Source organism: Pseudomonas sp. S09G 359, from assembly GCF_002843605.1.
Taxonomy (GTDB): domain Bacteria; phylum Pseudomonadota; class Gammaproteobacteria; order Pseudomonadales; family Pseudomonadaceae; genus Aquipseudomonas.
On sequence record NZ_CP025263.1, the window covers coordinates 2,605,825 to 2,632,683 of the forward strand.

The 26,859-nt window shown below is 65.9% G+C and carries 4 protein-coding genes; all 4 read left to right on the plus strand.

Translation table 11 applies throughout. The features are described from left to right. Nucleotides 1–116: 116 nt before the first annotated feature. The 4 genes from CXQ82_RS11810 (at nucleotide 117) to CXQ82_RS31900 (ending at nucleotide 26,160) form a co-directional block, all read left to right on the plus strand. Nucleotides 117–1,733, plus strand: coding sequence for a PvdJ/PvdD/PvdP-like protein (locus CXQ82_RS11810; protein WP_101269061.1), 1,617 nt, complete (start codon nucleotides 117–119; stop codon nucleotides 1,731–1,733). Between the two features lie 258 nt (nucleotides 1,734–1,991). Continuing rightward, a complete protein-coding gene (locus CXQ82_RS11815; RefSeq protein ID WP_101269062.1) occupies nucleotides 1,992–14,897 on the plus strand; it encodes a non-ribosomal peptide synthetase in 12,906 nt (4,301 codons plus the stop codon). Next, complete coding sequence (locus tag CXQ82_RS11820; RefSeq protein WP_371917342.1) at nucleotides 14,894–25,726, plus strand: amino acid adenylation domain-containing protein; 10,833 nt, start codon at nucleotides 14,894–14,896, stop codon at nucleotides 25,724–25,726. The genes CXQ82_RS11815 and CXQ82_RS11820 overlap by 4 nt, the downstream gene beginning before the upstream one ends. Then, nucleotides 25,717–26,160, plus strand: a complete 444-nt coding sequence (locus CXQ82_RS31900; protein WP_371917343.1) for a hypothetical protein — start codon at nucleotides 25,717–25,719, stop codon at nucleotides 26,158–26,160. The genes CXQ82_RS11820 and CXQ82_RS31900 overlap by 10 nt, the downstream gene beginning before the upstream one ends. Nucleotides 26,161–26,859 lie beyond the last annotated feature (699 nt).

A 26,859-nucleotide genomic window follows, 5' to 3' on the forward strand; every position in this document is an offset into this window, starting at 1 on the left:
TTTGCTATCTGGGAAGAACGAACCGGGAGGGCAGAAATTTAGCCGGGTAAATTTCGCCGGCGCAGGCTCGTTCTAGCTCTGATAAAGCCTGCTCCATGGCTGACACAGGTAGGGCAATGACGATTTCTCGACGAGGTTTCATCGCGGGCCTGGCACTGACCGGCGCGGCGGTGCCGGCGGCCTATTACGCCCATCGGCAATTGACGCAGCCGGACGCGCCCATCACGCCCGGCGAGGCCTCGGTGGAGTTGCCGGACAAGGCCGGGCAACAATTGGCCAATGCGTTGCGCGGGGTCTGGGCCGTTCGTTTCGAGGGGCAAGATGCGGGGCTGGACGACCTTGCGGTCGAGGGGCTGGAACTGCTGCTGGATGTCGCCGCACGCGGGCGCGGTGTGCGCGGCTTCCTCGACAGCGCCACTGCACTGCGCAGCGACGCCGCGCCGCGTTATGAGGTGTTGGGCGAACTGGCGGATGTCAAGCAGGGGCACCTGAGCTGGCGGTTGGTGGATAGCCGCAGCGGCACGGTTTGCTATGAATTTGTCCTGGTTCTTGATGAGGTGTGGGCGGCCTTCGGCAATGCCGGCACGGTCTCCCTCAGCGGGCGCGTATTACGCCTTGACCGGCCGCTGGGCCTGCCCGAAATCGAGAATCGCTTCGTGGCGATCAAGCGGATGTTCCCTGAAGCGCGTGAGCGGGCGCTGCTCAACCCGGCGCTGGAAGCCTGGCTGATTTCGCCGGAACATCGCCTGTTTCACCAGCTATGGCACGCCTCCCGGGATCGTTGGCACAAACTGCCTGAAGACAAGCGCGAAGCCCTGCGCGGGATTGGCTGGCAGCCCGGCCCCAGGGCACACGAACGCGACGCGCGCGGGCCGCGCAAGGATCGCAACGGTTCTGGGGTCGACTTCTTTTTCATGCACCGGCACATGTTGGGCACTGCGCGTTCCTTGCAAGCGTTGCCTTCCTGGCAGCGCTTTCCGTTGCCTCAACCCGAGCTGGTACGCGATCGCCTGGGGTTTATCCGTTACTTCGACAACCACGACGGTTTTTCGGTGCCGCCGACATGGGTGTCCAGTGGGGATGACACGTTTACCCAGTGGGTCAGCGATATCAAAAGTGCAGAAACCTATAGCAGCAACTTCGAGGTGTGGGAGTCGCAGTACCGCGACCCGGCCTACCTGTCGCGCATGACGCTGGGCCAGTTCGGTTCCGAGGTGGAACTGGGCCTGCATGATTGGCTGCACATGCGCTGGGCCTCGGTGGCACGCGACCCGGCCAATGGCGCCCCGGCACCGCTGGCCCGGGACCCTGCGGATTTTGCCGGGCGTTGGTTCGGGCCGGAAAACGACTTTCTCGGCGACCCATTCTCCTCCCACGTAAACCCGGTGTTCTGGCACTTCCACGGTTGGATCGACGACCGTGTCGAAGACTGGTTCCGTGCCCACGAGCGCTTCCACCCGGGCGAAGTCAGCCGCCTGGAAGTCAATGGCGTGCCGTGGTTCGCGCCGGGGCGCTGGGTCGAGGTGGATGACCCGTGGCTGGGGCCGGACACCCATGGCTGCAGCACCACGCCGGGGTTGCAGATGGGGCGGTCGATGGAGATGGACCCGGAGACCATGAAGCTGGCCTTGCGCATTACCTTTGGCGCCGACGATGACGCGTTGCAGACTTTGTTCAAACGGGTGCCCAGACGGCCCTGGTATGCACGTCACCTCAAGTTGAAGAATACCTAGGCCCCTCGCTCGCTCCCGTCGGGAGCGACAGCCTCTGTGCGCGGCAAACTCGATTGAACTCTGACTGATTCCCGCTTGTCCCCGCTTCCCATGTCACCCCCCGCGCGCCAAATCCCTTAATTTTCCAAGCCTGCCGGAAGCCCCTCCAGGCCTTCGGCTGCGCCCGGGTTTTTACCCGGGGCACTCAGCACACGATCCAGAGCGGCAGCTGAAAACGGACTTTCTTCTCCACCGTGACTTATCAGGCAGGTTACCCCCATGCAGTTCAGCGAATTATTGGCAGCGATTTCCACCCATGCGGTCCGACTGCAAATGGAGGAGGGCGACCTGATTGTCCTGGGGGGCGATGAGGCGTTGGATGACGCCGTGTGGGACCAACTGGTCGCGCATAAAGCCCGGTTGCTGGCGCTGGTAGCCGAGCATGGCGGTGACTGGCTGAGCCCGGCTTATCGCATCACGCCGGACATGCTGCCGCTGGTCAACCTCGACCAGGCGGCCATTGACCGTATCGTCGCGGCCATCCCTGGCGGGGCGGCGAATGTGCAGGATATCTACCCCCTGGCGCCGCTGCAGGAGGGCATGCTGTACCACCACCTCTCGGCGCAGCAGGGCGACCCCTACGTGCTGCACGCGCGGTTTGTGTTCGACAACCGCGCGCGTTTTGATGCCTTCGCCGAGGCGTTGCAGTGGGTGATCGACCGCCACGATATCCTGCGCACCTCGATGGCCTGGGAGCGTCTTGACGAGCCACTGCAAGTGGTTTGGCGCAAGGCCAGCCTGACGTGTGAAGAGGCGCGCTGCGACGGCGGCGAGGTCCTGGCGCAATTGCTCGCGCGCTGTGATGCGCGCACCTACCGCATGGACCTGGGCCAGGCGCCGCTGCTGCGCCTGGTCTTTGCCGACGACCCGGCCAATCAGCGTGTGGTGGCGATGCTGTTGTTCCATCACACCATCCTCGACCACACCGCCCTCGACGTGGTGCGTCACGAAATCCAGCTGTACCTGGCGGGCGAGCAGGCCCAGGCTGCTGAGCCGCTGCCGTTTCGCGGCTATATCGCCCAGGTACGCCAGGGTGTCGGCGAAGCCGCCCATGAACAGTTTTTTCGCCAAATGCTGGCGGATATCGATGCGCCGACCTTGCCGTTCGGTTTGCAGGATGTGCAGGGCGACGGCCAGGGCATCGACGAGGCGCGCCTGCCCGTCGACAGCGCCCTCAGCCGCCGCTTGCGCAGCCTGGCGCGGCCGTTGGGGGTGAGCGTGGCGAGCATGCTGCACCTGGCCATGGCTCGGGTGTTGGGCGTGGTGTCCGGTCGCGAGGCGGTGGTGTTCGGTTCGGTGATGCTCGGGCGCATGGGCGCCGGTGCAGGCGGTGAGCGGGCCCTGGGCATGTTCATCAACACCTTGCCGCTGCGCGTGGACGTGGGCGAGCAGGGCGTGCGTGCCGGGGTCAAGGCCACCCATGAGCGCCTCACCTCCTTGCTCCAGCACGAGCATGCCTCCCTGGCGCTGGCCCAGCGTTGCAGTGGCGTGGCCGCGCCGACGCCGCTGTTCAGCGCCATACTCAATTACCGGCACAGCGCCGCAGGGGATATGGCCGAGGTGATCGAGGTCGCCGAGGGCATCCAGGTCCTGGGCGCCGAGGAACGCACCAACTACCCGCTGACGGTGAACGTGGATGACCTGGGCGAGGATTTCGCCCTCACGGTCATGGTGCCCGCGGCCATTGGCGCACGGCGCGTGGCGGGCTACCTGCATACGGCGCTGGAAAGCCTGGCCGATGCCCTTGAAAGACGACCGGATATGCCGCTGAGCGGCCTGAATATCCTGTCCGACACCGAGCGCCAGACCCTGCTGCATAGCCTCAATCAAAGCCCGCACACCTACGCCGACACTGCCCTGATCCACCAGCAAGTCGAGACCCACGCGGCCGCCCAGCCCGACGCCATCGCGTTGCGTTTCGACCACCAGCGCCTCAGCTATCGCCAGCTCAACGAACGCGCCAACCAGGTTGCCCACCGCTTGCTGGCCCAGGGCGTTCGCCCCGATGATCGCGTGGCGATCTGCGTGGAGCGTGGCCCGGAGATGATCATCGGCCTGCTGGGCATCCTCAAGGCCGGTGCGGGCTACGTACCGGTCGACCCGGCGTATCCGGCGGAGCGCATCGCCTACACCCTGGCCGACAGCGAGCCCCTGGCGGTGCTGGTGCAAGCCAATACCCGTCACCTGGTCGGCGACCTGGCGCAGATCGACCTCAATGGCCTGCGCGGCGAGTCCATCGTCAACCCTCGGGTTGTGGTGAGCCCCGCAAGCCTGGCCTATGTGATCTACACCTCCGGTTCCACCGGCCAGCCCAAGGGCGTGATGATCGAACATCGCCAGGTGGCTCGCCTGTTCACGGCCACCGCACACTGGTTCGGCTTCAACAGCAATGATGTATGGGCGTTGTTCCATTCTTTCGCGTTCGACTTCTCGGTGTGGGAAATCTGGGGCGCGCTGATGCACGGCGGCCAGTTGCTGATCGTGCCGCAACTGGTCAGCCGTGCGCCGGATGAGTGCTACGCGCTGCTCTGCGAGGCGGGGGTGAGCATCCTCAACCAGACGCCGAGTGCCTTTCGCCAGTTGATTGCCGCCCAGGGCCAGAGCGCCCAGGCCCACTCCCTGCGCCAGGTGATCTTTGGCGGTGAAGCCCTGGAGCCGGCGATGCTCAAGCCGTGGTACGCCCGAGCGCTGAACGCCGGCACCCAATTGGTGAATATGTACGGCATCACCGAAACCACCGTGCATGTGACTTACCGCGCGTTGCAGGCAGCGGATGCACAGCACCTCGGCGCCAGCCCGATTGGCGTGCGCATTCCCGACCTGCAATTGTATGTGCTGGACGCGCAACGCCAGCCGCTGCCGTTTGGCGTGGTGGGCGAGTTGTACGTGGGCGGCGCCGGTGTGGCGCGTGGTTACCTGCATCGCGAGGCGCTGACCGCTGAGCGCTTCCTGGCCGACCCGGCCACCGGCCTGCGCATGTACAAGACCGGCGACCTTGGCCGCATGCTGGATGACGGAAGCGTGGAGTACCTGGGGCGTAACGATGACCAGGTGAAGGTTCGCGGTTTCCGCATCGAGCTGGGTGAAATCGAAGCACACCTGGCCACCGCCGAGGGCGTACGGGATGCCGTGGTCATCGCCCGTGAAGACGAGCCGGGCGACAAACGCCTGGTCGCCTACGTGATTGCCGAAGGTGAACCCAGCGTTGCCGCCCTGCGCGAGCACCTGCTGCTGAGCCTGGCCGAGCATATGGTGCCCAGCGCCTTTGTGTTGCTGGAGCGGTTCCCCCTCACCGCCAATGGCAAGCTCGACCGCAAGGCCTTGCCCGCGCCCGATGCCGACGCCCTGGCCCGACGCGGTTATACGGCGCCACGCGGTGCGGTGGAAAGCGCCATCGCCGTGATCTGGCAAGACCTGCTCAAACTCGACCGGGCCGGCCGCGACGACAACTTTTTCGAGTTGGGCGGCCATTCGCTGTTGGCGGTCAAGCTGATTGAACGCATGCGCCAGGTCGACCTCGGCGCCGATGTGCGCGTGCTATTCGGCCAGCCGACCCTGGCCGCGCTGGCCGCTGCGGTGGGTGGGCAGCAACAGGTGCAGGCCCCGGCCAACCTGATCACCCCGGCCAGCCAGCACATCACCCCGGACATGGTGCCGCTGGTGGAGCTGGACCAGGCCGGCCTCGACCACATCATCCGCAGCGTGCCCGGCGGCATCAGTAATGTGCAGGACATCTACGGCCTGGCGCCCCTGCAGGCGGGCATTCTGTACCATCACCTGGCCACTGAAGAGGGCGACCCGTACGTGCTGCAGGTGCAGTTCGGCTTTCAGGATCAAGCGGCGGTGGACGCGTTCATCCAGGCGCTGCACAGTGTGATCGAGCGCAATGACATCCTACGTACCGCAATCCTCTGGGAAGGTCTCAGCGAGCCGGTGCAGGTGGTCTGCCGCCAGGCGCCGCTGGCCGTCGAATGCATTGAGACGCAAGGGGGGCTGGCGCAACTGCAGCAACGCTTCGACCCACGCCACTATCGCCTCGACCTGTCCCGCGCGTCCTTGATGCATTTTGCTTATACGCAGGATCAGGGCCGCCTGGTCGGCATCCTACTGCTGCACCATATCCTGCTGGATCACACCGCCCTGCAAGTGCTGGTGGAAGAGATGAGCGCCAGCCTTTCCGGCAACGGCGCACAACTGGCCGATGCGGTGCAGTACCGTCACTACGTGGCCCAGGCGCGACTTGGGGTCAGCCAGGCGCAGCACGAAGCATTTTTCAGCCAGATGCTCGGCGATATCGATGAACCGACCCTGGCCTTCGGCTTGCACGACGTGAATGGCGACGGCAGCGGCATTGTCGAGGCGCACCTGCCGCTGGAACCGGCACTTAGCCTCGGCCTGCGCGAGCAGGCCCGGCAACTGGGGGTGAGCAGCGCGAGCCTGGTGCACCTGGCGTGGGCCCAGGTGCTGGGGCAAGTGTCGGGCCAGCAGGAGGTGGTGTTCGGCACCGTACTGCTGGGCCGCATGCAGGGCGGCGCGGGCGCCGACCGGGCGTTGGGGATGTTCATCAATACGTTACCGCTGCGGGTCAGCCTCGGCGCCGTCGGGGTACAAGCCGGAGTGCGCGCCACCCATGCACGGCTCGCACAATTGCTTGGGCATGAGCACGCTTCGTTGTCGCTGGCCCAGCGTTGCAGTGGCGTGCCCGGTTCGCTGCCGCTGTTCAGCACGCTGCTCAACTACCGTCACAGCGCCCCCGGCGAAGCACCGGGGGCACGCCCGTTTGCGGCCGCCGGGATTGAGATCCTCAGCTCCGAAGAACGCAGCAATTACCCGCTGGTACTCAATGTCGACGACCTGGGTACAGGTTTTGCCCTGACCGTGCAAGGCAAGGCCAGCCTGGAGGTGCAGCGCATCGGCGACTACATGCTGACCGCGTTGCGCCAGCTGGTGAGCGCGCTGCAACAGGCACCGACCACGCCGCTGGCGGCCGTGTCGATTGTGCCGGCCACTGAACGCCAGCAACTGCTGGTGGAGTTCAATGCGACCGCCCGTGACTACCCGGCGCACCTCACCGTGCATCAGCTGTTCGAAGCCCAGGCGTTGGCCCACCCGGAAGCGGTGGCGGCGGTGCAGGGGCAATTGTCCCTGAGTTACCGCGACCTCAACCGCCGCGCCAACCGCCTGGCCCATCACCTGCTCAACCAGGGCGTGCAGCCGGGGGAAAGCGTGGGCATCGCACTGCCGCGCAGTCTCGATTTGCTCATCTGCCAGTTGGCGATCCTCAAGTGCGCGGCGGTGTATGTGCCGCTGGACGTCAACGCGCCGCTCGAGCGCCAGGCCTTTATTGTGCAGGACAGCGGCGCGCATCGCGTGCTCAGTAGCCTGGCCGACCTCAACCTGCAGGCGTTGTCGCCACGCAATCCCGAGCTGGAGGCGTCTGCCGAATCGGTCGCGTACATCCTCTACACCTCCGGCTCCACCGGCGCGCCCAAGGGTGTGCAAGTGCCGCACCGCGCGATCTCGCGGCTGGTGCTCAACAACGGCTATGCCGATTTCAACGGGCGCGACCGCGTGGCCTTCGCCTCCAACCCGGCCTTTGACGCCAGCACCCTCGAGGTATGGGCGCCGTTGCTCAACGGCGGCTGTGTGGTGGTGGTCGAACAGGCGGAGCTGTTGTCCCAGGCTGCCTTCGGTGCGCTGTTGCAGGAGCAGGCCGTGAGCGTGATGTGGATGACCGCCGGGCTGTTCCACCAGTACGCCGATGCGCTGCTGCCGGTGTTCCGTCAGTTGCGCTACCTGATCGTCGGCGGCGATGTCCTCGACCCGCAGGTGATCGGCCGGGTGCTCAAGCACGGCAAGCCGCAACACCTGCTCAACGGCTACGGGCCGACCGAAGCCACCACGTTTTCCACCACCTTTGAGATCACGGCGGTGGGTGAGGGCAGTATCCCGATTGGGCAACCGATCGCGAACGCCCAGGCCTACGTGCTCGACGCACGCCGGCAGCCGGTAGCACTGGGCGTGGTGGGCGAGCTGTATATCGGTGGCGCGGGCGTGGCCAGGGGGTATTTGAACCAACCGCAACTGACCGCTGAGAAGTTTATCCCGAACCCCTTCGGCGCGGGCCTGCTGTACCGCAGCGGCGACCTGGCCAGTTGGCGGGCTGACGGCACCTTGTTGTACCAGGGGCGTAATGACCTGCAAGTGAAGATCCGTGGCTTCCGTATCGAACCCGGCGAAATCGAAAGCTGCCTGGCGACCTTCGCCGGGGTGAAGGACGCGGTGGTACTGGTGCGTGAAGACGAGCCGGGCGACAAACGCCTGGTGGCGTACTACACGGCAGACGCCGCGTTGCCGATTGAAGCGCTGCGCGCCCATCTGCAAGGCCAATTGCCGGACTATATGGTGCCGTCGGCCTATGTCTGGCTGGAGCTGCTGCCCCTCACCGCCAATGGCAAGCTGGACCGCAAGGGCCTGCCTGCGCCGGACCAGAGTGCGTTGCTCAGCCGTGGCTATGAGGCGCCGGAAGGCGAGGTAGAGACCCAGTTGGCGCAGATCTGGCAAGACCTGCTCAAGCTTGAACGCGTAGGGCGCCATGATCATTTCTTTGAACTGGGCGGGCACTCGTTGCTGGCGGTCAGCCTGATCGAACGCATGCGCCAAGTGGGCCTCAGCGCCGATGTGCGCGTGCTGTTCAACCAACCCAGCCTGGCGGCACTGGCTGCCGCGGTGGGCAGTGGCCGGGAGGTGATCGTGCCGGCCAATGGCATCGCGCCGGGCTGTACGCGTATCACCCCGTCGATGCTGACGCTGGTGCAACTCGACCAGCCGGCCATTGATCGTATCGTCGCCAGCGTGCCGGGTGGTGCCGCCAATGTGCAGGATATCTACCCGCTGGCGCCCTTGCAGGAAGGCATTCTCTACCACCATATCAGCGCCGCGCAGGGCGACCCGTACCTGCTGCAATCGCGCATGGCCTTCGACAGCCTCGAGCGGTTGCACGGCTTCATGGGCGCGTTGCAACAGGTGGTGGTGCGTCACGATATCCTGCGCACCAGTGTGGTCTGGGAAGGCCTGGACGGCCCGGTGCAAGTGGTGTGGCGCGACGCACAACTGGTGGTGCAGGAGATCTCCCTGGACCCGGGCGACGGCGACATCATCGAGCAACTGCACGGGCGTTTCGATGCGCGGCATTACCGCCTGGACATCACCCAGGCGCCGCTGCTACGCATGGTGTATGCCCAGGACCCGGCCAATCAGCGCGTGGCGGCGATCCTGCTGTTCCATCACCTGGCACTCGACCACACCGCCATGGACGTGGTCGGCCAGGAGATGCACGCCATCCTGTTCAACCCGGCGCAGGCGTTGCCGGCAGCGGCGCCGTTTCGCAACTACGTGGCCCAGGCCCGTCTGGGCGTGAGCGAGCAGGAGCACGAAGCGTTCTTCCGCGAGCTGCTTGGCGCTGTCGATGAACCCACCTTGCCCTTTGGCGTGCAGGACGTGCAGGGCGACGGACGCGACATCGAGGAAGCCGCGCAGGCCGTGGACGCGGCACTGGCCCTGCGGGTACGCGATCAGGCCCGGCTGTTGGGCGTCAGCGCGGCGAGCCTGATGCACCTGGCCTGGGCGCAGGTGCTGGGCTTGGTCTGCGGGCGTGACGAGGTGGTGTTCGGCACTGTGTTGATGGGCCGTATGCAGGCCGGCGAGGGCGCCGACCGTGCCTTGGGGATGTTTATCAACACCTTGCCGCTGCGGGTCGATGTGGCGGTTGGCGCTGCCGTGGCAGTCAAGGCGACCCATGCGCGCCTGAGCGCATTGCTCGGCCACGAACACGCGTCCCTGGCGCTGGCCCAGCGCTGCAGTGGCGTGCCGGCGGCGGTGCCGCTGTTCAGCGCCTTGCTCAATTACCGTCACAGCGCACCCGCTGCAATGGCCCGCGACGGTCAGGGTATCTGGGAAGGCGTGCACTTGCTCGGCGGTGAAGAGCGCAGTAACTACCCCTTGACCTTGAGCGTGGATGACCTGGGCACAGGCTTCGGCCTCCACGTATTGGCGCTGCCGCAGATCGGCGCCGAACGCCTGTGCGGCTATATGCACCAGGCCGTGGAGCAGTTGGTCACGGCGTTGGAAAGCGCGCCCGCCACCCCGCTCAACAGACTGCAACTGCTGCCGACGGCGGAGTACGCCACCCTGCTGCGCGAATTCAATGCCACCGCCCAGGACTTCCCCCAGGGCCAGACCGTGCATGGCGCTTTCGAGGTGCAGGCCGAACGCCAACCCGAGGCGGTTGCGGTGGTGCAAGACGGCGAATCGTTGACCTATCAGCAACTCAACAGACGCGCCAACCAACTGGCCCATCACCTGCTGGCACTCGGCGTGCAGCCGGATGACCGCGTTGCGCTGTGCTGCCGACGCGGCCCGCAGATGCTGGTGGGGCTGTTGGGTATTCTCAAGGCCGGCGCGGGTTATGTGCCTATCGACCCGGCTTACCCCGCCGAGCGCATCGCCTACCTGTTGCAGGACAGCGCCCCGGTGGCGGTGTTGGCCGAGGCCGCCACACAGGCTGTGTTGGGGGCGATCACCACGGTGGATCTGCACGACCCGGCCTGGCAGCGCCACCCCGTGAGCAATCCGCAACTGCGCGCGCTGACCCCGGCGCACCTGGCCTACGTGATCTACACCTCGGGCTCCACCGGCCAGCCCAAGGGCGTCATGGTGGAACACCGCAGTGTGGAAAACCTGGTGCATTGGCATTGCGAAGCCTTCGGCGTGGATGCCCGCAGCCAAACCAGCAGTGTTGCCGGCTTTGGTTTTGATGCGATGGCCTGGGAGGTGTGGCCGGCCCTGTGCAGCGGTGCCACCCTGCACCTGCCGCCTGCCGGGGTGGGCAATGAACACCTCGACGAATTGTTGGCCTGGTGGCTGGCGCAGCCGTTGGATGTGAGCTTCCTGCCGACGCCGGTGGCCGAATACGCCTTTAGCCAGAACCTGCACCACCCGACCTTGCGCATCCTGTTGATCGGCGGCGATCGCCTGCGCCAGTTCACCCAGGAGCGGCGTTTTGCGCTGGTCAACAACTACGGGCCTACCGAGGCCACGGTGGTCGCCACCTCCGGCCGCGTACGTGCCGGGCAGGCACTGCATATTGGCCGGCCTATCGCGAATGCCAGCGTGTATGTGCTGGACGCGCACTTGCGGCCAGTGCCGGTGGGTGTGGCGGGCGAGCTGTATGTGGGCGGCAGCGGCGTGGCGCGCGGCTACCTGAACCGCCCCGAGCTGAGCGCTGAGCGCTTCCTGCAAGACCCCTTCAACGGCGGGCGCATGTACCGCACCGGCGACCTGGTGCGCTGGCTGCCCGATGGCAATATCGAGTACCTGGGGCGTAACGACGACCAGGTCAAAGTGCGCGGTGTGCGGGTTGAACTGGGCGAAATCGAAAGCCGCCTGGCCGCCCTGCACGGTGTCGGCGAGGCGGTGGTGCTGGTGCGCGAAGGCCGCCTGATCGCCTGGTTCACCGCGCAGCAGCCGCTGCAGATCGAAACCCTGCGTGCGCAACTGCAAGCGCAGCTTCCCGAAGCGCTGGTGCCGGTGGCCTATGTGCAACTCGACGCCTTGCCCCTGACTACCAACGGCAAACTGGACCGCAAGGCCTTGCCGCAACCTGATCACGAGGCCTTGTTGAGCCGTGCCTATGCGGCCCCACAAGGCGCGGTCGAAACCACCCTGGCGGGTATCTGGGCCGAGGTGTTGCAGGTAGAACAGGTGGGTCGCCATGACCACTTCTTCGAATTGGGTGGCCACTCGTTATTGGCTGTGAGCCTGATCGAACGCATGCGCCAGGTCGGCCTCAGCGCCGATGTGCGCGTGTTGTTCAGCCAGCCGACCCTGGCCGCCCTGGCTGCCGCCGTGGGCAGTGGCCGCGAAGTGCATGTGCCGCAAAACCGTATTGGCGCCGATTGCCCGCGCATCACCCCGGCCATGCTGCCGCTGGTGACGTTGGACCAGGCCACGATTGATCAGGTCGTGGCCGGCGTGCCCGGTGGCGCTGCCAATGTGCAGGACATCTACCCGCTGGCACCCTTGCAGGAGGGCATCCTCTACCACCACATCACCGCCGAGCAGGGTGACCCGTACCTGCTGCAATCGCACCTGGCGTTCGACAGCCTGGAGCGCTTGGAGGCCTTCGCCTGCGCGCTGCAACAGGTGATCAATCGCCACGATATCCTGCGCACCGGCGTGGTCTGGGAAGGGCTCGCGCAGCCGCTGCAAGTGGTGTGGCGCAACGCCGAGCTGAGCGTGCAGCAACTGCACCTGCAAGGTGATGTGCTGGCCGGCCTGCACGAGCGTTTCGACCCTCGACGCTATCGCCTGGATCTCAGCCAGGCGCCGCTGATCCGTTTGATGTATGCCGACGACCCGGCCAACCAACGGGTGGTCGTGGTGTTGCTCTATCACCATATCGCCCTCGACCACACCGCCTTCGACGTGGTGTTGCGCGAGATGCAGGGTTACCTGCTGGGCCACGCGCTGCCCACGGCGGCGCCGATGCCCTACCGCAACTACGTGGCCCAGGCGCGTCTGGGCGTGAGCGAGCAGGAGCACGAAGCGTTCTTCCGCGCGATGCTCGCTGATATCGATGAGCCGACCTTGCCCTTCGGCCTGCAGGATGTACGCGGGGATGGCACTTCGATCGAAGAGCACCGCCTGCGCCTGGACAGCGACCTCAACCGCCGCCTGCGGGCCCAGGCCCGCTTGCTCGGTGTGAGCACCGCCAGCCTGTTTCACCTGGCCTGGGCTCAGGTGCTGGCCGCCACGTCGGGGCGCAGCAGCGTGGTGTTCGGCACCGTACTGGTGGGCCGGATGCAAGGCGGCGAGGGCGCCGACCGTGCCCTCGGGGTGTTTATCAATACCTTGCCGTTGCGCCTGGACATTGACGGCCAAGGTGCGCGCGCCGCTGTGCACGCCACCCATGGCCGGCTCACGGCGTTGCTGGGGCATGAGCATGCGTCTCTGGCCCTGGCCCAACGTTGCAGTGGCGTGGCGGCACCGGCGCCGCTGTTCAGTTCGATGCTCAACTATCGCCATCGCGGCGCGGCGACCCGCTCCCATGACGCGCAGCAGGCCTGGCAAGGTATGCAGACCCTGGCCAACGACGGGCGCACCAACTACCCGCTGACCCTGAACGTCGACGACTTGGGCGATGGCTATGACATCGCCGCCCTGGCGCCTATCGACGCGCAGCGGGTGTGCGGTTACATGCAGGTCGCCCTGGCCGGCCTGGTCGAGGCCTTGGAGCAGGCGCCGCAACAGGCACTCAACCGCTTGCCGATCCTCGGCGAGGAGGAACGCCACAAGCTGCTGGTGGGGTTCAACTCGACGGCGGTGGCCTACAACCTCGACCAGACCTTGCACGGGCTGTTCGAGGCCCAGGTCGAACGCACGCCGGATGCCGTGGCGGTCAAGGCTGGTGAACTCGTCCTGACTTACGCGGCGCTCAACCAGCGCGCCAACCGCTTGGCCCATCACCTGCGCGAACTGGGCGTAGGGCCGGATGCACGCGTGGGGATCTGCCTCGAACGGGGCCTGGATATGGTCGTTGGCTTGTTTGCCATCCTCAAGGCTGGCGGTGGTTATGTGCCGCTGGACCCGGCCTACCCGCAGGAGCGCATTGCCTACATGCTGCAGGACAGCGCGCCGGTGGTGGTGCTGGCACAAGGCGCCACCCGACCGTTATTGGGCGCGGTGCCGGTGATCGACCTCGACCACAGCACCTGGCAGCACCAACCGGCGACCAACCCCCAGGTACCGGGCCTTAACGCCCGGCACCAGGCCTACGTGATCTATACCTCCGGCTCCACCGGCCAGCCCAAAGGTGTGATCAACGAGCATGCCGGGGTGGTCAACCGCCTGTTGTGGATGCAGGACGCCTACGGCCTCAAGGCCGATGATGCGGTGTTGCAGAAAACCCCGTTCAGCTTTGACGTGTCGGTGTGGGAGTTCTTCTGGCCGCTGTTCACGGGTGCGCGCCTGGTCATGGCGCGTCCCGGGGGGCATAAAGATCCCGCGTATCTGTGCGACGTGATCGAGGCCGAGCAGATCACCACGCTGCACTTTGTGCCGTCGATGCTCGAGGTGTTCCTGGCCCATGGCGATGTCGGCCAGGCGGCGGGCCTGCAACGGGTAATGTGCAGCGGCGAAGCGCTGCCGGGCAGCCTGGTGCGGCGCTTCAAGCAGCAATTGCCGGATATCGGCCTGTACAACCTGTACGGCCCGACCGAAGCGGCGGTCGACGTGACCGCCTGGAACTGCGCGCGCCCCGACGTGCCGGACAACACACCGATCGGCAAGCCGATTGCCAATACGCGCATGTACCTGTTGGACGCGCAGTTGCAGCCCGTGCCTCTGGGCGTGGTTGGCGAGTTGTTTATCGGCGGCGTGCAAGTGGCGCGGGGTTACCTCAACCGACCGGAGCTGACCGCCGAGCGCTTCCTCCACGACCCGTTCAGCGGCGGGCGCCTGTACCGCACGGGTGACGTCGGCCGCTATTTGCCCGACGGCAATATCGAGTACCTGGGCCGCAACGATGACCAGGTGAAGATCCGCGGTTTGCGCATCGAACTGGGAGAAATCCAGGCGCGCCTGCTGGAACATGCCCACGTCAACGAAGCCGCGGTGGTCGCCCGCGAAGACCGCCTGGTCGCTTACTACACCGGCGTGCACAGCGAGATTGAACACCTGCGCGCCCACCTCTTGCAGCAGCTGCCGGACTTTATGGTGCCCGCGCTGTTCGTGCACCTCGCCGCCTTGCCCCTGAGCCCCAACGGCAAGCTGGATCGCAAGGCGTTACCGGCGCCGGGTATGGACGCGCTGGTGGTGCGCGAGTACGAGGCCCCCCAAGGCGACACCGAAATCCTCCTGGCCCGGCTCTGGGCCGAGCTGCTCAACGTGGAGCGGGTCGGGCGCCAGGATAATTTCTTTGAACTGGGCGGGCATTCGCTGCTCGCCGTGAGCTTGATCGGGCGCTTGCGCCAGGAAGGCATGGAAGCCGATGTGCGTGCGTTATTTGAACAGCCGACCCTGGCTGGCTACGCCGCGCTGACCGAACGAATGGAGATCGTCCTGTGAGCCTTTTTGAGCTGTTGGCAACCCTGAAAAGCAAAGACATTCAACTGGCGCTCAAGGGCGAGCAGTTGTCGGTGCAAGGCAACAAACAGGCCTTGAGTGACCCGTTGATCATCGCCGCGTTGCGTGAACACAAACCCGCGCTGATCGAGCGGATCAAGGCCGGTGAGTATTCGCCGACCAAGGCCGGCAACATCGATGTGCCGGCCAATGGCATCCCGGCGGGCGCGCAGCACATCCTGCCGGCGATGTTGACCCTGTCGAACCTGAGCCAGGAGGAGATCGAGCGCATCGTCGCCACTGTCGACGGCGGCGTGGCGAATATCCAGGATATTTACCCGTTGGCGCCGTTGCAGGAAGGCATTTTGTTCCACCACGTCAGCGCCGAGCAGGGCGACCCGTACGTGATGCAGTCGCAGTTCGGGTTCGACAGCCTGGAGCGCTTCGAGGCCTTTGCCCAGGCATTGCAAACCGTGATGGACCGCCACGATATCCTGCGTACCGGCGTGGTCTGGGATGGGCTTCAGCAGCCGCAGCAAGTGGTATGGCGCCAGGCGCGTCTGCCGGTGCAGGCCCTTGAACTGGACCCGGCCGACGGCGATATCGCCGCGCAGTTGCACGCGTTGTTCGACGCCCGCCATTATCGCCTGGACGTCTCCCAGGCGCCGCTGCTGCGCCTGGTGCGCGCCTTCGATCCGGTGAATCAGCGTATCGTCGCCACCTTGCTGTTCCACCATATGGCCCTCGATCACAGCGCCCTGGAAGTGGTGTGCCATGAAATGCAGGCGTGCCTGCTCGGCCACGCCGCGGCGCTGGGTCAGGCGGTGCCGTTTCGCAACTATGTGGCGCAGGCGCGGTTGGGCATCAGTGAGCAGGAACACGAAGGGTTCTTCCGCCAGATGCTCGGCGATATCAGCGAGCCGACCTTGCCGTTCGGCCTGCACGATGTGCAGGGCGATGCGCGGGGCATCGCCGAGGCGCACCTGGCGCTGCCGTCGGCATTGTCGCAACGCTTGCGGGCGCAGGCGCGGCAGTTGGGCGTGAGTGCCGCGAGCCTGTTCCATCTGGGCTGGGCCCAGGTGCTGGGCGTGCTGGCCGGCAAGGAGCAGGTGGTGTTCGGCACCGTACTGATGGGCCGCCTGCAGGGCAGCCATGACACGGACCGGGCGCTGGGCATCTTCATCAACACGCTGCCGTTTCGTGTGGATGTAGGCGCTGAAGCGGTGCGCGACGGGGTCAAGGCCACCCATGCGCGCCTGACCACCTTGCTGCGCCACGAGCACGCGCCGCTGGCCCTGGCCCAACGCTGCAGCGGCGTGGTGGCGCCGACGCCGTTGTTCAGCGCCTTGCTCAATTATCGTCACAGTGCTCCGGCGGCGAGTGCCGAGGCGGTGTCGGCCTGGCAGGGGATCGCCGCGCTGAGTGCCGAGGAACGCACCAACTACCCGTTGACCCTGAGTGTCGACGACCTTGGCGAAGGGTTTGCCTTGAGCCTGTTGGCCAGCACCCAGGTAGACCCGCAGCGTGTCTGCGCCTACCTGCGCACTGCCCTGGAAAACCTGCTGGCCGCGCTGGAGCAGGCGCCCGACACCGCGCTCAACCAGGTGTCGGTGCTGCCCGCCGCTGAGCAGCAACAATTGCTGCAACAGTTCAACGCAACCCAGGCGGATTTCCCCCAAGGCACCACCTTGCACGGGCGCATCGAAGCCCAGGCGGCGCTGACGCCCGATGCCATTGCCGCCGTGCAGCAGGGCCGGCAGATGACTTATGCCGAGCTGAACCAGCAAGCCAACCTGCTGGCTCATCATCTGCTGGCCCTGGGCGTCAAACCCGACGACCGCGTGGCGGTGGTCGCTCGCCGTGGCCTGGACACCCTGGCCGGGTTGCTGGCAACCCTCAAGGCCGGCGCCTGTTATGTGCCGGTTGACCCGTCCCACCCGGCCGAGCGCCTGAGCTACCTGCTCACCGACAGCGCGCCGGTGGCGGTGTTGACCCAGCACGCCTTGCTGGCGCGCCTGCCGGCGCTGGATGTACCGGTGATAGACCTCGACCGCTACACCTGGCAACACCATTCAGCGAGCAACCCCACAGTGGCCGTGACCCCGGCGAACCTCGCTTATGTAATCTACACCTCCGGTTCCACCGGCCTACCCAAAGGGGTGATGGTGGAACACCACAGCGTGGCCAACCTGGTGGACTGGCATTGCAACGCCTTTGACCTGCGCGCGGGGCGCCACACCGCCAGCGTCGCAGGATTTGGTTTTGATGCGATGGCCTGGGAAATCTGGCCGGCATTGTGTGTGGGCGCGACCTTGCACCTGCCGCCGGCCCATGACGGCGCCGAAGATGTCGACGCGCTGCTGGCCTGGTGGTGCGCGCAGCCGCTGGATGTGTGCTTCCTGCCGACCCCGGTGGCCGAGTACGCCTTCAGCCAGCAGATCGAACACCCGACCCTGCGCACCTTGCTGGTCGGCGGCGATCGCCTGCGCCAGTTCTCGCGCAACCAGCGTTTCGAGCTGATCAACAACTACGGCCCCACCGAGGCCACGGTGGTCGCCACCTCGGGCAAGGTCGAGGCCGGCCAGCCGTTGCATATCGGCAAGCCGGTCGCCAATGCCACCGTGTACCTGCTGGATGCACAGCAACGGCTGGTGCCGCTGGGGGTAGCCGGTGAGCTGTATGTGGGCGGCAAGGGCGTGGCGCGCGGTTACCTGAACCGCCCGGAGCTGACGGCCGAGCGCTTCTTGCACGACCCGTTCAACCACGGCCGCATGTACCGCACCGGCGACCTGGCGCGCCTGTTACCCGACGGCACGCTAGAGTACCTGGGGCGCAACGATGACCAGGTGAAAATCCGTGGCATGCGCATCGAGCTGGGCGAGATTGAAGCCCAGCTCAACCGGTTGCCGGGGCTTCTCGAAGCCGTGGTGCTGGTGCGTGATGAGCGGCTGGTGGCGTATTTCACCGAGAACCCTCAGATGGACCCGTTGGAGGTTGGCGATATTCGTGCCCACCTGGTGGCGCACCTGCCGGACTATATGGTCCCGGCCGCCTTTATGCGGTTGGCTGCGCTGCCGCTGACCGCCAACGGCAAACTCGACCGCAAGGCCTTGCCGGCCCCGGACATGGCTGCCGTATTCACCCGCGAGTACGAAGCGCCCCAGGGCGAGATCGAAACACTGTTGGCGCAGATCTGGGCCGATGTGCTGCAGGTGGAACGGGTCGGGCGCCGCGATCATTTCTTCGAGCTGGGCGGGCATTCGTTGCTGGCCATGCGCATGGTGTCCCAGGTGCGTCAGCGCCTGGGGGTGGAGCTGTTGCTCGGTGATCTGTTCGCCAATGCCGAACTCGTCGCGGTGGCCGAGGTACTCGCGCAATCGGGTCGCAGTACCTTGCCGGATATCCTGCCGGCCGGCCGCGATGCCGAGGTGCCGCTGTCCTTCGCCCAGCAGCGGCTGTGGTTCCTGGCACTGATGGAAGGTGCCAACACCGCCTACAACATTCCCATCGGCCTGCGTTTGCGCGGGCACTTGCATGTGGAGGTGCTGCAACGCGGGTTGGCGCGGATCGTCGCGCGGCATGCCACCCTGCGCAGTCGCTTCGTCCAGCACGGGGATGGGGCCCAGGTCCTGACCGTGCCGGCCGAACAGATGCTGCCCCTGCAGGTGCAAGACCTGCGTCGCCACCCGCAACCCCAGCAGGCACTGGATGCGTTGATCCACGGTGAAGCCTCAGCGCCGTTCGACCTGGAGCGCGGCCCGCTGCTGCGCGGGCGCTTGGTGGTGATGGCCGACGATCACCATGTGCTGCTGTTGACCCTGCACCATATCGTTTCCGATGGCTGGTCCATGGGTGTGCTTACCCGTGAACTGACCGCGCTGTACCAGGCGTTCAGTCACGGCCAGCCTGACCCATTGCCGCCGCTGGCGATCCAGTACGGCGACTTTGCCGTATGGCAGCGCCTGTGGCTCAGCGGTGAGGTACTGCACCGTCAAAGCACCTATTGGCAGCAGGCCCTGGCCGGCGCACCGGCGGTGCTCACGCTGCCCACCGACCGCCCGCGCCCGGCGCAGCAGGACTACGCCGGCAACAGCGTCAAGGTGCAGCTGGATGAACGCCTCACGGCCGGGCTCAAGGCCTTGAGCCAGCGCCATGGCACCACGCTGTACATGACCTTGATGAGTGCCTGGGCGTCGTTGTTGTCGCGCTTGTCCGGGCAGCACGACCTGGTGATCGGCTCGCCAGTGGCCAACCGCACGCGCAGCGAGGTGGAAGGACTGATCGGCCTGTTCGTCAACACCCTGGCGGTGCGTATCGACACCTCGGGCGCGCCGAGCACTGAGGCATTGTTGGCGCGGGTCAAGGCCCAGACGCTGGCAGCCCAGGCCCACCAGGACCTGCCGTTCGAGCAGGTGGTGGAAATCACCCGGCCGTTGCGTAGCCTGGCCCATAGCCCGCTGTTCCAGACCCTGCTGACCTGGCAGGACAGCGGCGCCGCGACCCTGGCCCTGGGTGACCTGGCCCTGGAAGGCATCGTGCAGGACAGCCACTTTGCCAAGTTTGACCTGTCGCTGGACCTGGGCGAAGTGCAGGGCACGATTATCGGTGCGCTGGAATACGCGGTGGCGTTGTTCGATGAGTCGACGGTGCGGCGTTATGCCGGTTACTTCACCCGGCTGCTGCAGGCCATGGTCGATAACGACCAGGCGGTGCTGGAGCACGTGCCGCTGGTGGATGAGCACGAGCGTCAGCAGCTGCTGTTCGGTTTCAATGCTACGCAGGTGCCTTACAACCTCGACCAGACCCTGCATGGGTTGTTCGAAGCGCAGGTGGCGCGCACGCCACACGCCATTGCCGTCACGGCCGGTGCGCAGCAGCTGACCTACGCCGAGCTGAATGCGCGGGCCAACCAGCTGGCCCATCACCTGCTGGCGCTGGGCGTGCAGCCGGATGCCCGGGTGGCGATCTGCGTGGAGCGCAGCCTGGAGATGGTGATCGGCCTGTACGCGATCCTCAAGGCCGGCGCCGCCTATGTGCCGCTCGACCCGGCGTACCCGCTGGAGCGGCTCGCCTACATGCTGGCTGACAGCGCGCCGGTCGCGGTGCTGGCGCAAGGGGCCACGCGTGGGCTGTTGGGCGCGGTGGCGGTGGTCGACCTGGACCAGCCCTGCTGGCAACAGCAATCGCAAGCCAACCCGGAAGTACCGGCGGTGAGCGCCTATGTGATCTACACCTCCGGCTCCACTGGCCAACCCAAGGGCGTGATCAACGACCACGCCGGCGTGGTCAACCGCCTGCTGTGGATGCAGGACGAATATGGCCTCGGCGCCCATGACCGGGTGCTGCAGAAAACCCCGTTCAGCTTCGACGTGTCGGTATGGGAGTTCTTCTGGCCGTTGTTCACCGGCGCACGCCTGGTGATGGCGCGCCCGGGTGGGCACAAAGACCCGGCGTACCTGTGCGAGGTGATCGAAGCGCAGCAGATCACCACGTTGCACTTTGTGCCGTCGATGCTGGATGTGTTCCTCGCCCACGGCGATGTGAGCCAGGCCGCCGGGCTGGTGCGTGTGATCTGCAGCGGCGAAGCCTTGCCCGGCAGCCTGGTGCGGCGCTTCAAGCAGCAGTTGCCCGGCAGCCAGTTGCACAACTTGTATGGCCCCACCGAAGCGGCGGTGGACGTGACCGCGTGGAACTGTGCGGGCGCGGTAACGCCGGACAACACCCCCATCGGCAAGCCGATTGCGAATACGCGCATGTACCTGTTGGATGGGCAATTGCAGCCGGTGCCCTTGGGCGTGGTTGGCGAGTTGTTTATCGGCGGTGTGCAAGTGGCGCGGGGCTATTTGAACCGGCCCGAGCTGACGGCCGAGCGTTTCCTCCAGGACCCGTTTACCCAGGGGCGGATGTACCGCACCGGTGACGTTGGGCGCTACTTGGCCGACGGCAACATCGAATACCTGGGGCGCAATGACGACCAGGTGAAGATCCGTGGCTTGCGCATCGAGCTGGGAGAGATCCAGGCGCGGCTGACCGATTACCCGGCCATCCACGAGGCGGCGGTGATCGCCCGTGACGAGCGCCTGGTGGCGTACTACACCGGCGTGCGCAGTGACAATGAGGTGCTGCGCGCGCATTTGCTGCACTCCCTGCCGGAGTTCATGGTGCCGGCGGTGTTCGTGCACCTCGACGCGCTGCCCCTGAGCCCCAACGGCAAACTCGACCGTAAGGCGTTGCCCGCGCCGGGTGCTGATGCGCTGACGGCGCGCGCGTACGAAGCGCCCCAGGGCGATACGGAAATCACCTTGGCCAGCCTGTGGGCCGAGTTGCTCAATGTGGAGCGGGTGGGGCGTCACGACCATTTCTTTGAACTGGGCGGGCACTCGCTGCTGGCCGTCAGCCTGATGGGGCACCTGCGTCGGCTCGGGCTGTCGGCGGACGTCAAGGTCCTGTTCGGCCAGCCGACCCTGTGCGCCTTCGCGGCGGCGCTGGGTGATGCGCGCGAAGTGGCGAGGTTGCCGCTGATCGAGTTGGCCCCGCTGACCCTCGACCGTCTCATGGCGTGCATCCCCGGTGGCGCGGCGAATGTGCAGGATATCTATCCGCTGGCACCGTTGCAGGCCGGCATGCTGTATCACCATCGTGCCGAGCAGGGCGCTGACGCCTATGTGTTGCAGGCCCGGTTTGCCTTTGACAGCCGCCAACGCCTGGACCGGTTTGCCCAGGCGTTGCAGGCCGTGATCCAACGGCATGACATTTTGCGTTCCTCGTTCCATTGGGACGGCCTCGAAGAACCGGTGCAAGTAGTGTGGCGCGAAGCCTCATTGCGTATCGAAACGGGGCCGCTGGCGCAGCGCCTGGACCTGGCGCAGGCGCCGTTGATGCGCCTGGTGTACGCCGAGGAGCCGCAGGGTGTGGTCGCCACGTTGTTGTTTCACCACCTGATCATGGACCACGTGGCGCTGGAGATTTTGCAGCACGAGATGCAAGCCTTTTTGCTCGGTACGCAACACACCTTGGGCGCGCCGGTGCCGTATCGCAACTATGTGGCCCAGACCCGCTTGGGGGTGGATGACCACGAAGCGTTCTTCCGCCAGATGCTGGCTGAGATCGACGAGCCGACGCACGTGCAACCGTTGGGAGTCGAGGAAACCGCGCAGCGGGCAATTGACGCCGCGTTGAGCCAACGCCTGCGTCGCCAGGCACGCCAGTGCGGTGTGAGCGCCGCGAGCCTGATGCACCTGGCGTGGGCCCATGTACTGGGCAAGGTCTCCGGGCGCGAGCAGGTGGTGTTTGGCACCGTGATGCTCGGTCGGCTGCAAGGCGGCGAGGGCGCGGAGCGTTCCATGGGCGTGTTCATCAACACTTTGCCGCTGCGCATCGACCTGGGTGAACACTCGGTCCGTGAGGCCGTGGTTGCCACCCATGCGCGTCTCACCCAACTGCTGGGGCATGAGCATGCATCGTTGGCGCTGGCCCAGCGGTGCAGCGGGGTACCGGCGGCAACGCCGTTGTTCAACGTGTTGTTCAACTACCGCCACAGTGCGCCGCAATCCGCCGGGGTGGCCGAGGCGTGGCAGGGGATTGAACTGCTCAAGGCCGAGGAACACAGCAACTATGGCGTGTCGATGAGCGTGGACGACCTGGGGGATGGGTTCGCCTTGAAAGCCACGGGGCAGGGGGCGCGGCGCTTGTGCGACTACCTGCAGATCGCCATTGAACAGCTGGTGCAGGCGCTGGAACACCACCCGGAGGTCGCCGTCAGCCACCTGCCGATCCTACCTGCCGCCGAACGCCAGCAGTTGTTGGATTTGAACGCCACGCGCCGCCCGTTCCCACGTGAACACACGGTACAGCGCCTGTTCGAAGCCCAGGCCCAGGCACGGCCTGACGCGGTGGCGGCGGTACATGGCGAACAGGCCCTGAGCTACGGCGAACTCAACACCCGCGCCAACCGCTTGGCCCATCACCTGCTGGGCCTGGGTGTGCAGCCCGGTGACCACGTGGCGATCCACTTGCCGCGCTGCCTCGACTTGTTGATCAGCCAGTTGGCGATCCTCAAATGCGCCGCCGCCTATGTCCCGCTGGACCGCCACGCGCCCGCCGAGCGCCAGGCGTTCATGCTACAAGACAGCGGCGCCGCGTGGCTGCTGACCCGTAGCGATGCGCCCAGCGACCACCCGCTGCACCGCCTGGACCTGGATAGCCTGGCCCCCGACCCGCAACCGAGCCACAACCCGGACCTGTCGCAATCCTCGGACAGCGTGGCGTACATCATGTACACCTCCGGCTCCACCGGCACGCCCAAGGGCGTATTGGTGCCCCATCGCGGCATCACGCGCCTGGTGCTCAACAACGGCTACGCCGACTTCAATGCCGCCGACCGCGTGGCCTTCGCCTCTAACCCGGCGTTCGACGCCAGCACCATGGATGTGTGGGGTCCGTTGCTCAACGGTGGCCAGGTGCAGGTGATCGACCACGCCACCTTGCTCGACCCGGCCGCGTTTGGTGTGGCATTGCAGGGCGCAACGGTGCTGTTCGTGACCACGGCGCTGTTCAACCAATACGTGCAGATGATTCCCGACGCCCTGGCCGGCTTGCGCATGCTCTTGTGCGGCGGCGAGCGCGCCGACCCGGCGGCGTTCCGCACCCTGCTGGCCCGGGCACCGGCGTTGCGCCTGGTGCATTGCTACGGACCGACCGAAACCACCACCTACGCCACCACCTATGAAGTGCGCATGCTTGCCGATGCGGCGGACAGCGTGCCTATCGGCCGGCCGATTTCCAACACGCAGGTGCATGTGCTGGATGCGCAGTTGCAGCCCGTGCCCGTGGGCGTGATCGGAGAAATCTGCATTGGCGGCGATGGGGTGGCCAAGGGGTATTTGAACCGCCCGGAACTGACCGCGGAAAAGTTCGTGCATGACCCCTTCACTCCGGGCCACTTGATGTACCGCACCGGCGACCTCGGCCGCTGGACGGCGGACGGCTTGCTGGAGTGCATCGGGCGCAATGACGACCAGGTGAAGATCCGGGGTTTCCGCATCGAGTTGGGCGAGATTGAAGCGCGCCTGGCCACCTTCGCCGGTATCCAGGAGGTGGTGGTGCTGGCGCGCGAGGATGTACCGGGGGACAAGCGCCTGGTGGCCTATTTCACCGGGCCTGCCGACACCGCCAGCGTGCGTGCGCACCTGCACGCGCAACTGCCGGACTACATGTTGCCCGCGGCTTATGTGCCGCTGGCGCAGCTGCCGCTGACGGCGAATGGCAAGGTCGACCGCAAAGCATTGCCGGCGCCGGCATTGGAGGCGTTGATCAGCCGCGACTTCGAGGCACCTGAGGATGCGCTGGAGCACAGCCTGGCGCGGCTGTGGGCCGAGGTGCTGAAACTGGAACAGGTGGGGCGGCATGACAGCTTCTTCGAACTGGGCGGGCATTCATTGCTGGCGATCCGTCTGGTCAACCTGCTGGACGAGGCAGGGTTGTCGGTGTCCTTGGCTGAGCTGTTCCAGCATGCCAGCGTGGCGTCCATCGCCACGCTGCTGCGCCAGCGCACGGCGGCGCCGCTGCGTGACACAGCGGTGATCACGGTACGCAGCAGCGGCGCGCAGCCAGCGTTGTTCCTGGTGCACGAATTCAGTGGCATGGATGTGTACTTCCCGGCGCTGGGTCAGCACCTGCCCGGTGACTATCCGATCTACGGCCTGCCCGGCGTGGCGCTCGGCGAGGCCCATCTGCACAGCATGGAAGGCCTGGCGGCGCGCATGGTCGGACTGATTCGCGACATCCAGCCCCATGGCCCGTATCGGGTCGCGGGCTGGTCGTTTGGCGGCGTGTTGGCCTATGAAGTGGCGATGCAATTATTGGGCTTGGATGAGCCGGTGGCGTTCCTCGGCTTGATCGACAGCTACGTGCCGCGCCTGACCGACCAGGGCAAGGCGCGCTGGAGCGGGCCGGATGCGCTCAAGCGGCATTTGCTGCTGCAGTGCACGGCGTATTGGACAGCACAGGGAGGTGCACATGAGTTGGCGAGCCTTGGGCAATTGGAGGCGGGCATTGGACAGCTGGACTTTGCGGGCCTGCTGCAACGCTGTCGCGATCAAGGTTTGCTATACGCGCAAATGGCGGCGGCGACGGACGCGGACCTCGTGAGTTTTCTCCAGCGGGAAGTCGGGCATGGGCATGCGCTGGCGCACTACAGTCTGTTCCCGCTGCCGATACCGGTGCATCTGTTCAGCGCCCTGGAGCGGCCAACCGAGCTGTCGCGACGCAGCGCGACCCTGGGTTGGGACGACGCCCTGGCACCCGGTCAACTGCGCCAGGTGGATGTGCCCGGCGACCACCAGAGCATGATGCAGGCGCCGCATATCCAGGCGTTGGGCCAGGCGATGACGGCAGCCCTGCTGTTGAGTGCGCCAGTGAGTGAGGCGCGGCATCAGCCGTTGTTGCGCATCCAGAGCGGCCGGCCAGGGGTTGCGCCGGTGTTCTGTGTGCCGGGGGCTGGGGATAGCGTCACCGGGTTTGTGGGCTTGAGTGAGGCGCTGGGGCGTGACTGGCCGCTGTTCGGTTTTCAGCCGCGCGGGTTGGATGGCGAGGCGGTGCCGCATAGCGCGGTAGAAGCTGCGGCGGGGTGTTATCTGGCGGCACTGGAACACGAGTGCCCCCACGGGCCGGTGCATCTGGTCGGGCATTCGTTTGGCGGCTGGGTGGCGCTGGAACTTGCGCTGCGGTTGCAGGCGGCGGGGCGCGAGGTGGCGTCGTTGACGGTGATCGACAGTGAGGCCCCTGGGGGGGGGGCAGGCCGTATACGACCACGGCGGCGTTGGTGCGGTTGATCGAGGCGATGCAGTTGGCGGCGGGTAAGTCGCTGGGCATCGATCTGGTGGAGTTTGCCGGGCGTGATGAGGTGGCGCAGCGGCAATGGTTGCATGCGGGGATGGTGGGGGTTGGGTTGTTGCCAGCACGGGCGGGGGTGGAGGCGATGGCGGGGCCTTCGCGGACCTATGCGGCTGCGTTGCGCACCCGGTATCAGCCTGGGCGGCGGTTTGAGGGGGTGGTGCGGCTGGTGTTGGCGCAGGACCCGGCCTTGGATGCTTCGGGTAATCAGCGGGAGCAGGGGTTGATGGTTGACGGGTGGGGGAAGCAGGGGAGTGGGTTGCAGGTTTGGTATGGCTTGGGGAATCACTTTACGTTGCTCAAGGCGCCCAATGTCGTGGGGCTGGCGCAGTGGTGGTTGGAGGGTGTGGTGGTTGGGGAGGTGGTGTCGTGATTGGGTGTATATCCGTTGCTGCGGTAACGGCGGCTTATGGTTCCGCTCTTACAGCGGGTCACTTTTGGAAGGACCCAAAAGTAACCAAAAGGTCCTCGCCCCACCACTCGGCACCTCGCCTAGGCTCGGTGTGCCCTCACTCCGGCTTTGGACCGTGGGCCGCCGCCATGGGCCATCCTTGGCCCATCGCGGCTAACCCGGCGTCCTGCCGGGTTACCCACGCTCCAAAGCCTGCGTTCGGCCAGCGTGGTTTACGGGGCGCCTCAGATCAAGGTCAAAAGCAGATCAAGAGCAGAGCACGGCGGCCTAGTAGCCGACCTGAGTGGTTAGATCAAAAGCGCTGTTGCTCTGCTGTGTTTTTGCTGTGGCCCTTACATCCTTTTCGCAGACGAAGTCAGCGGTCTTTTGATCTGCGCTGTTGATCGTGATCTTGATCTTGATCTCAGGCGCCCCGTTAAACACGCTGGCCGAACGCAGGCTTGAATCCGTGGGTAACCCGGCAGGACGCCGGGTTAGCCGCGATGGGCCAGGGATGGCCCATGGCGGCGGCCCACGGATTCAAGCCGGAGTGAGGGCACACCGAGCCTAAGCGAGGTGCCGAGTGTTGGGGCAAGAGCGTTTTGGTTACTTTTGCGCTTTTCAAAAGTGACCCGCTGTAAGAGCGGAACCCATTTCAGCCGTTACCGAAAAAACGGATAT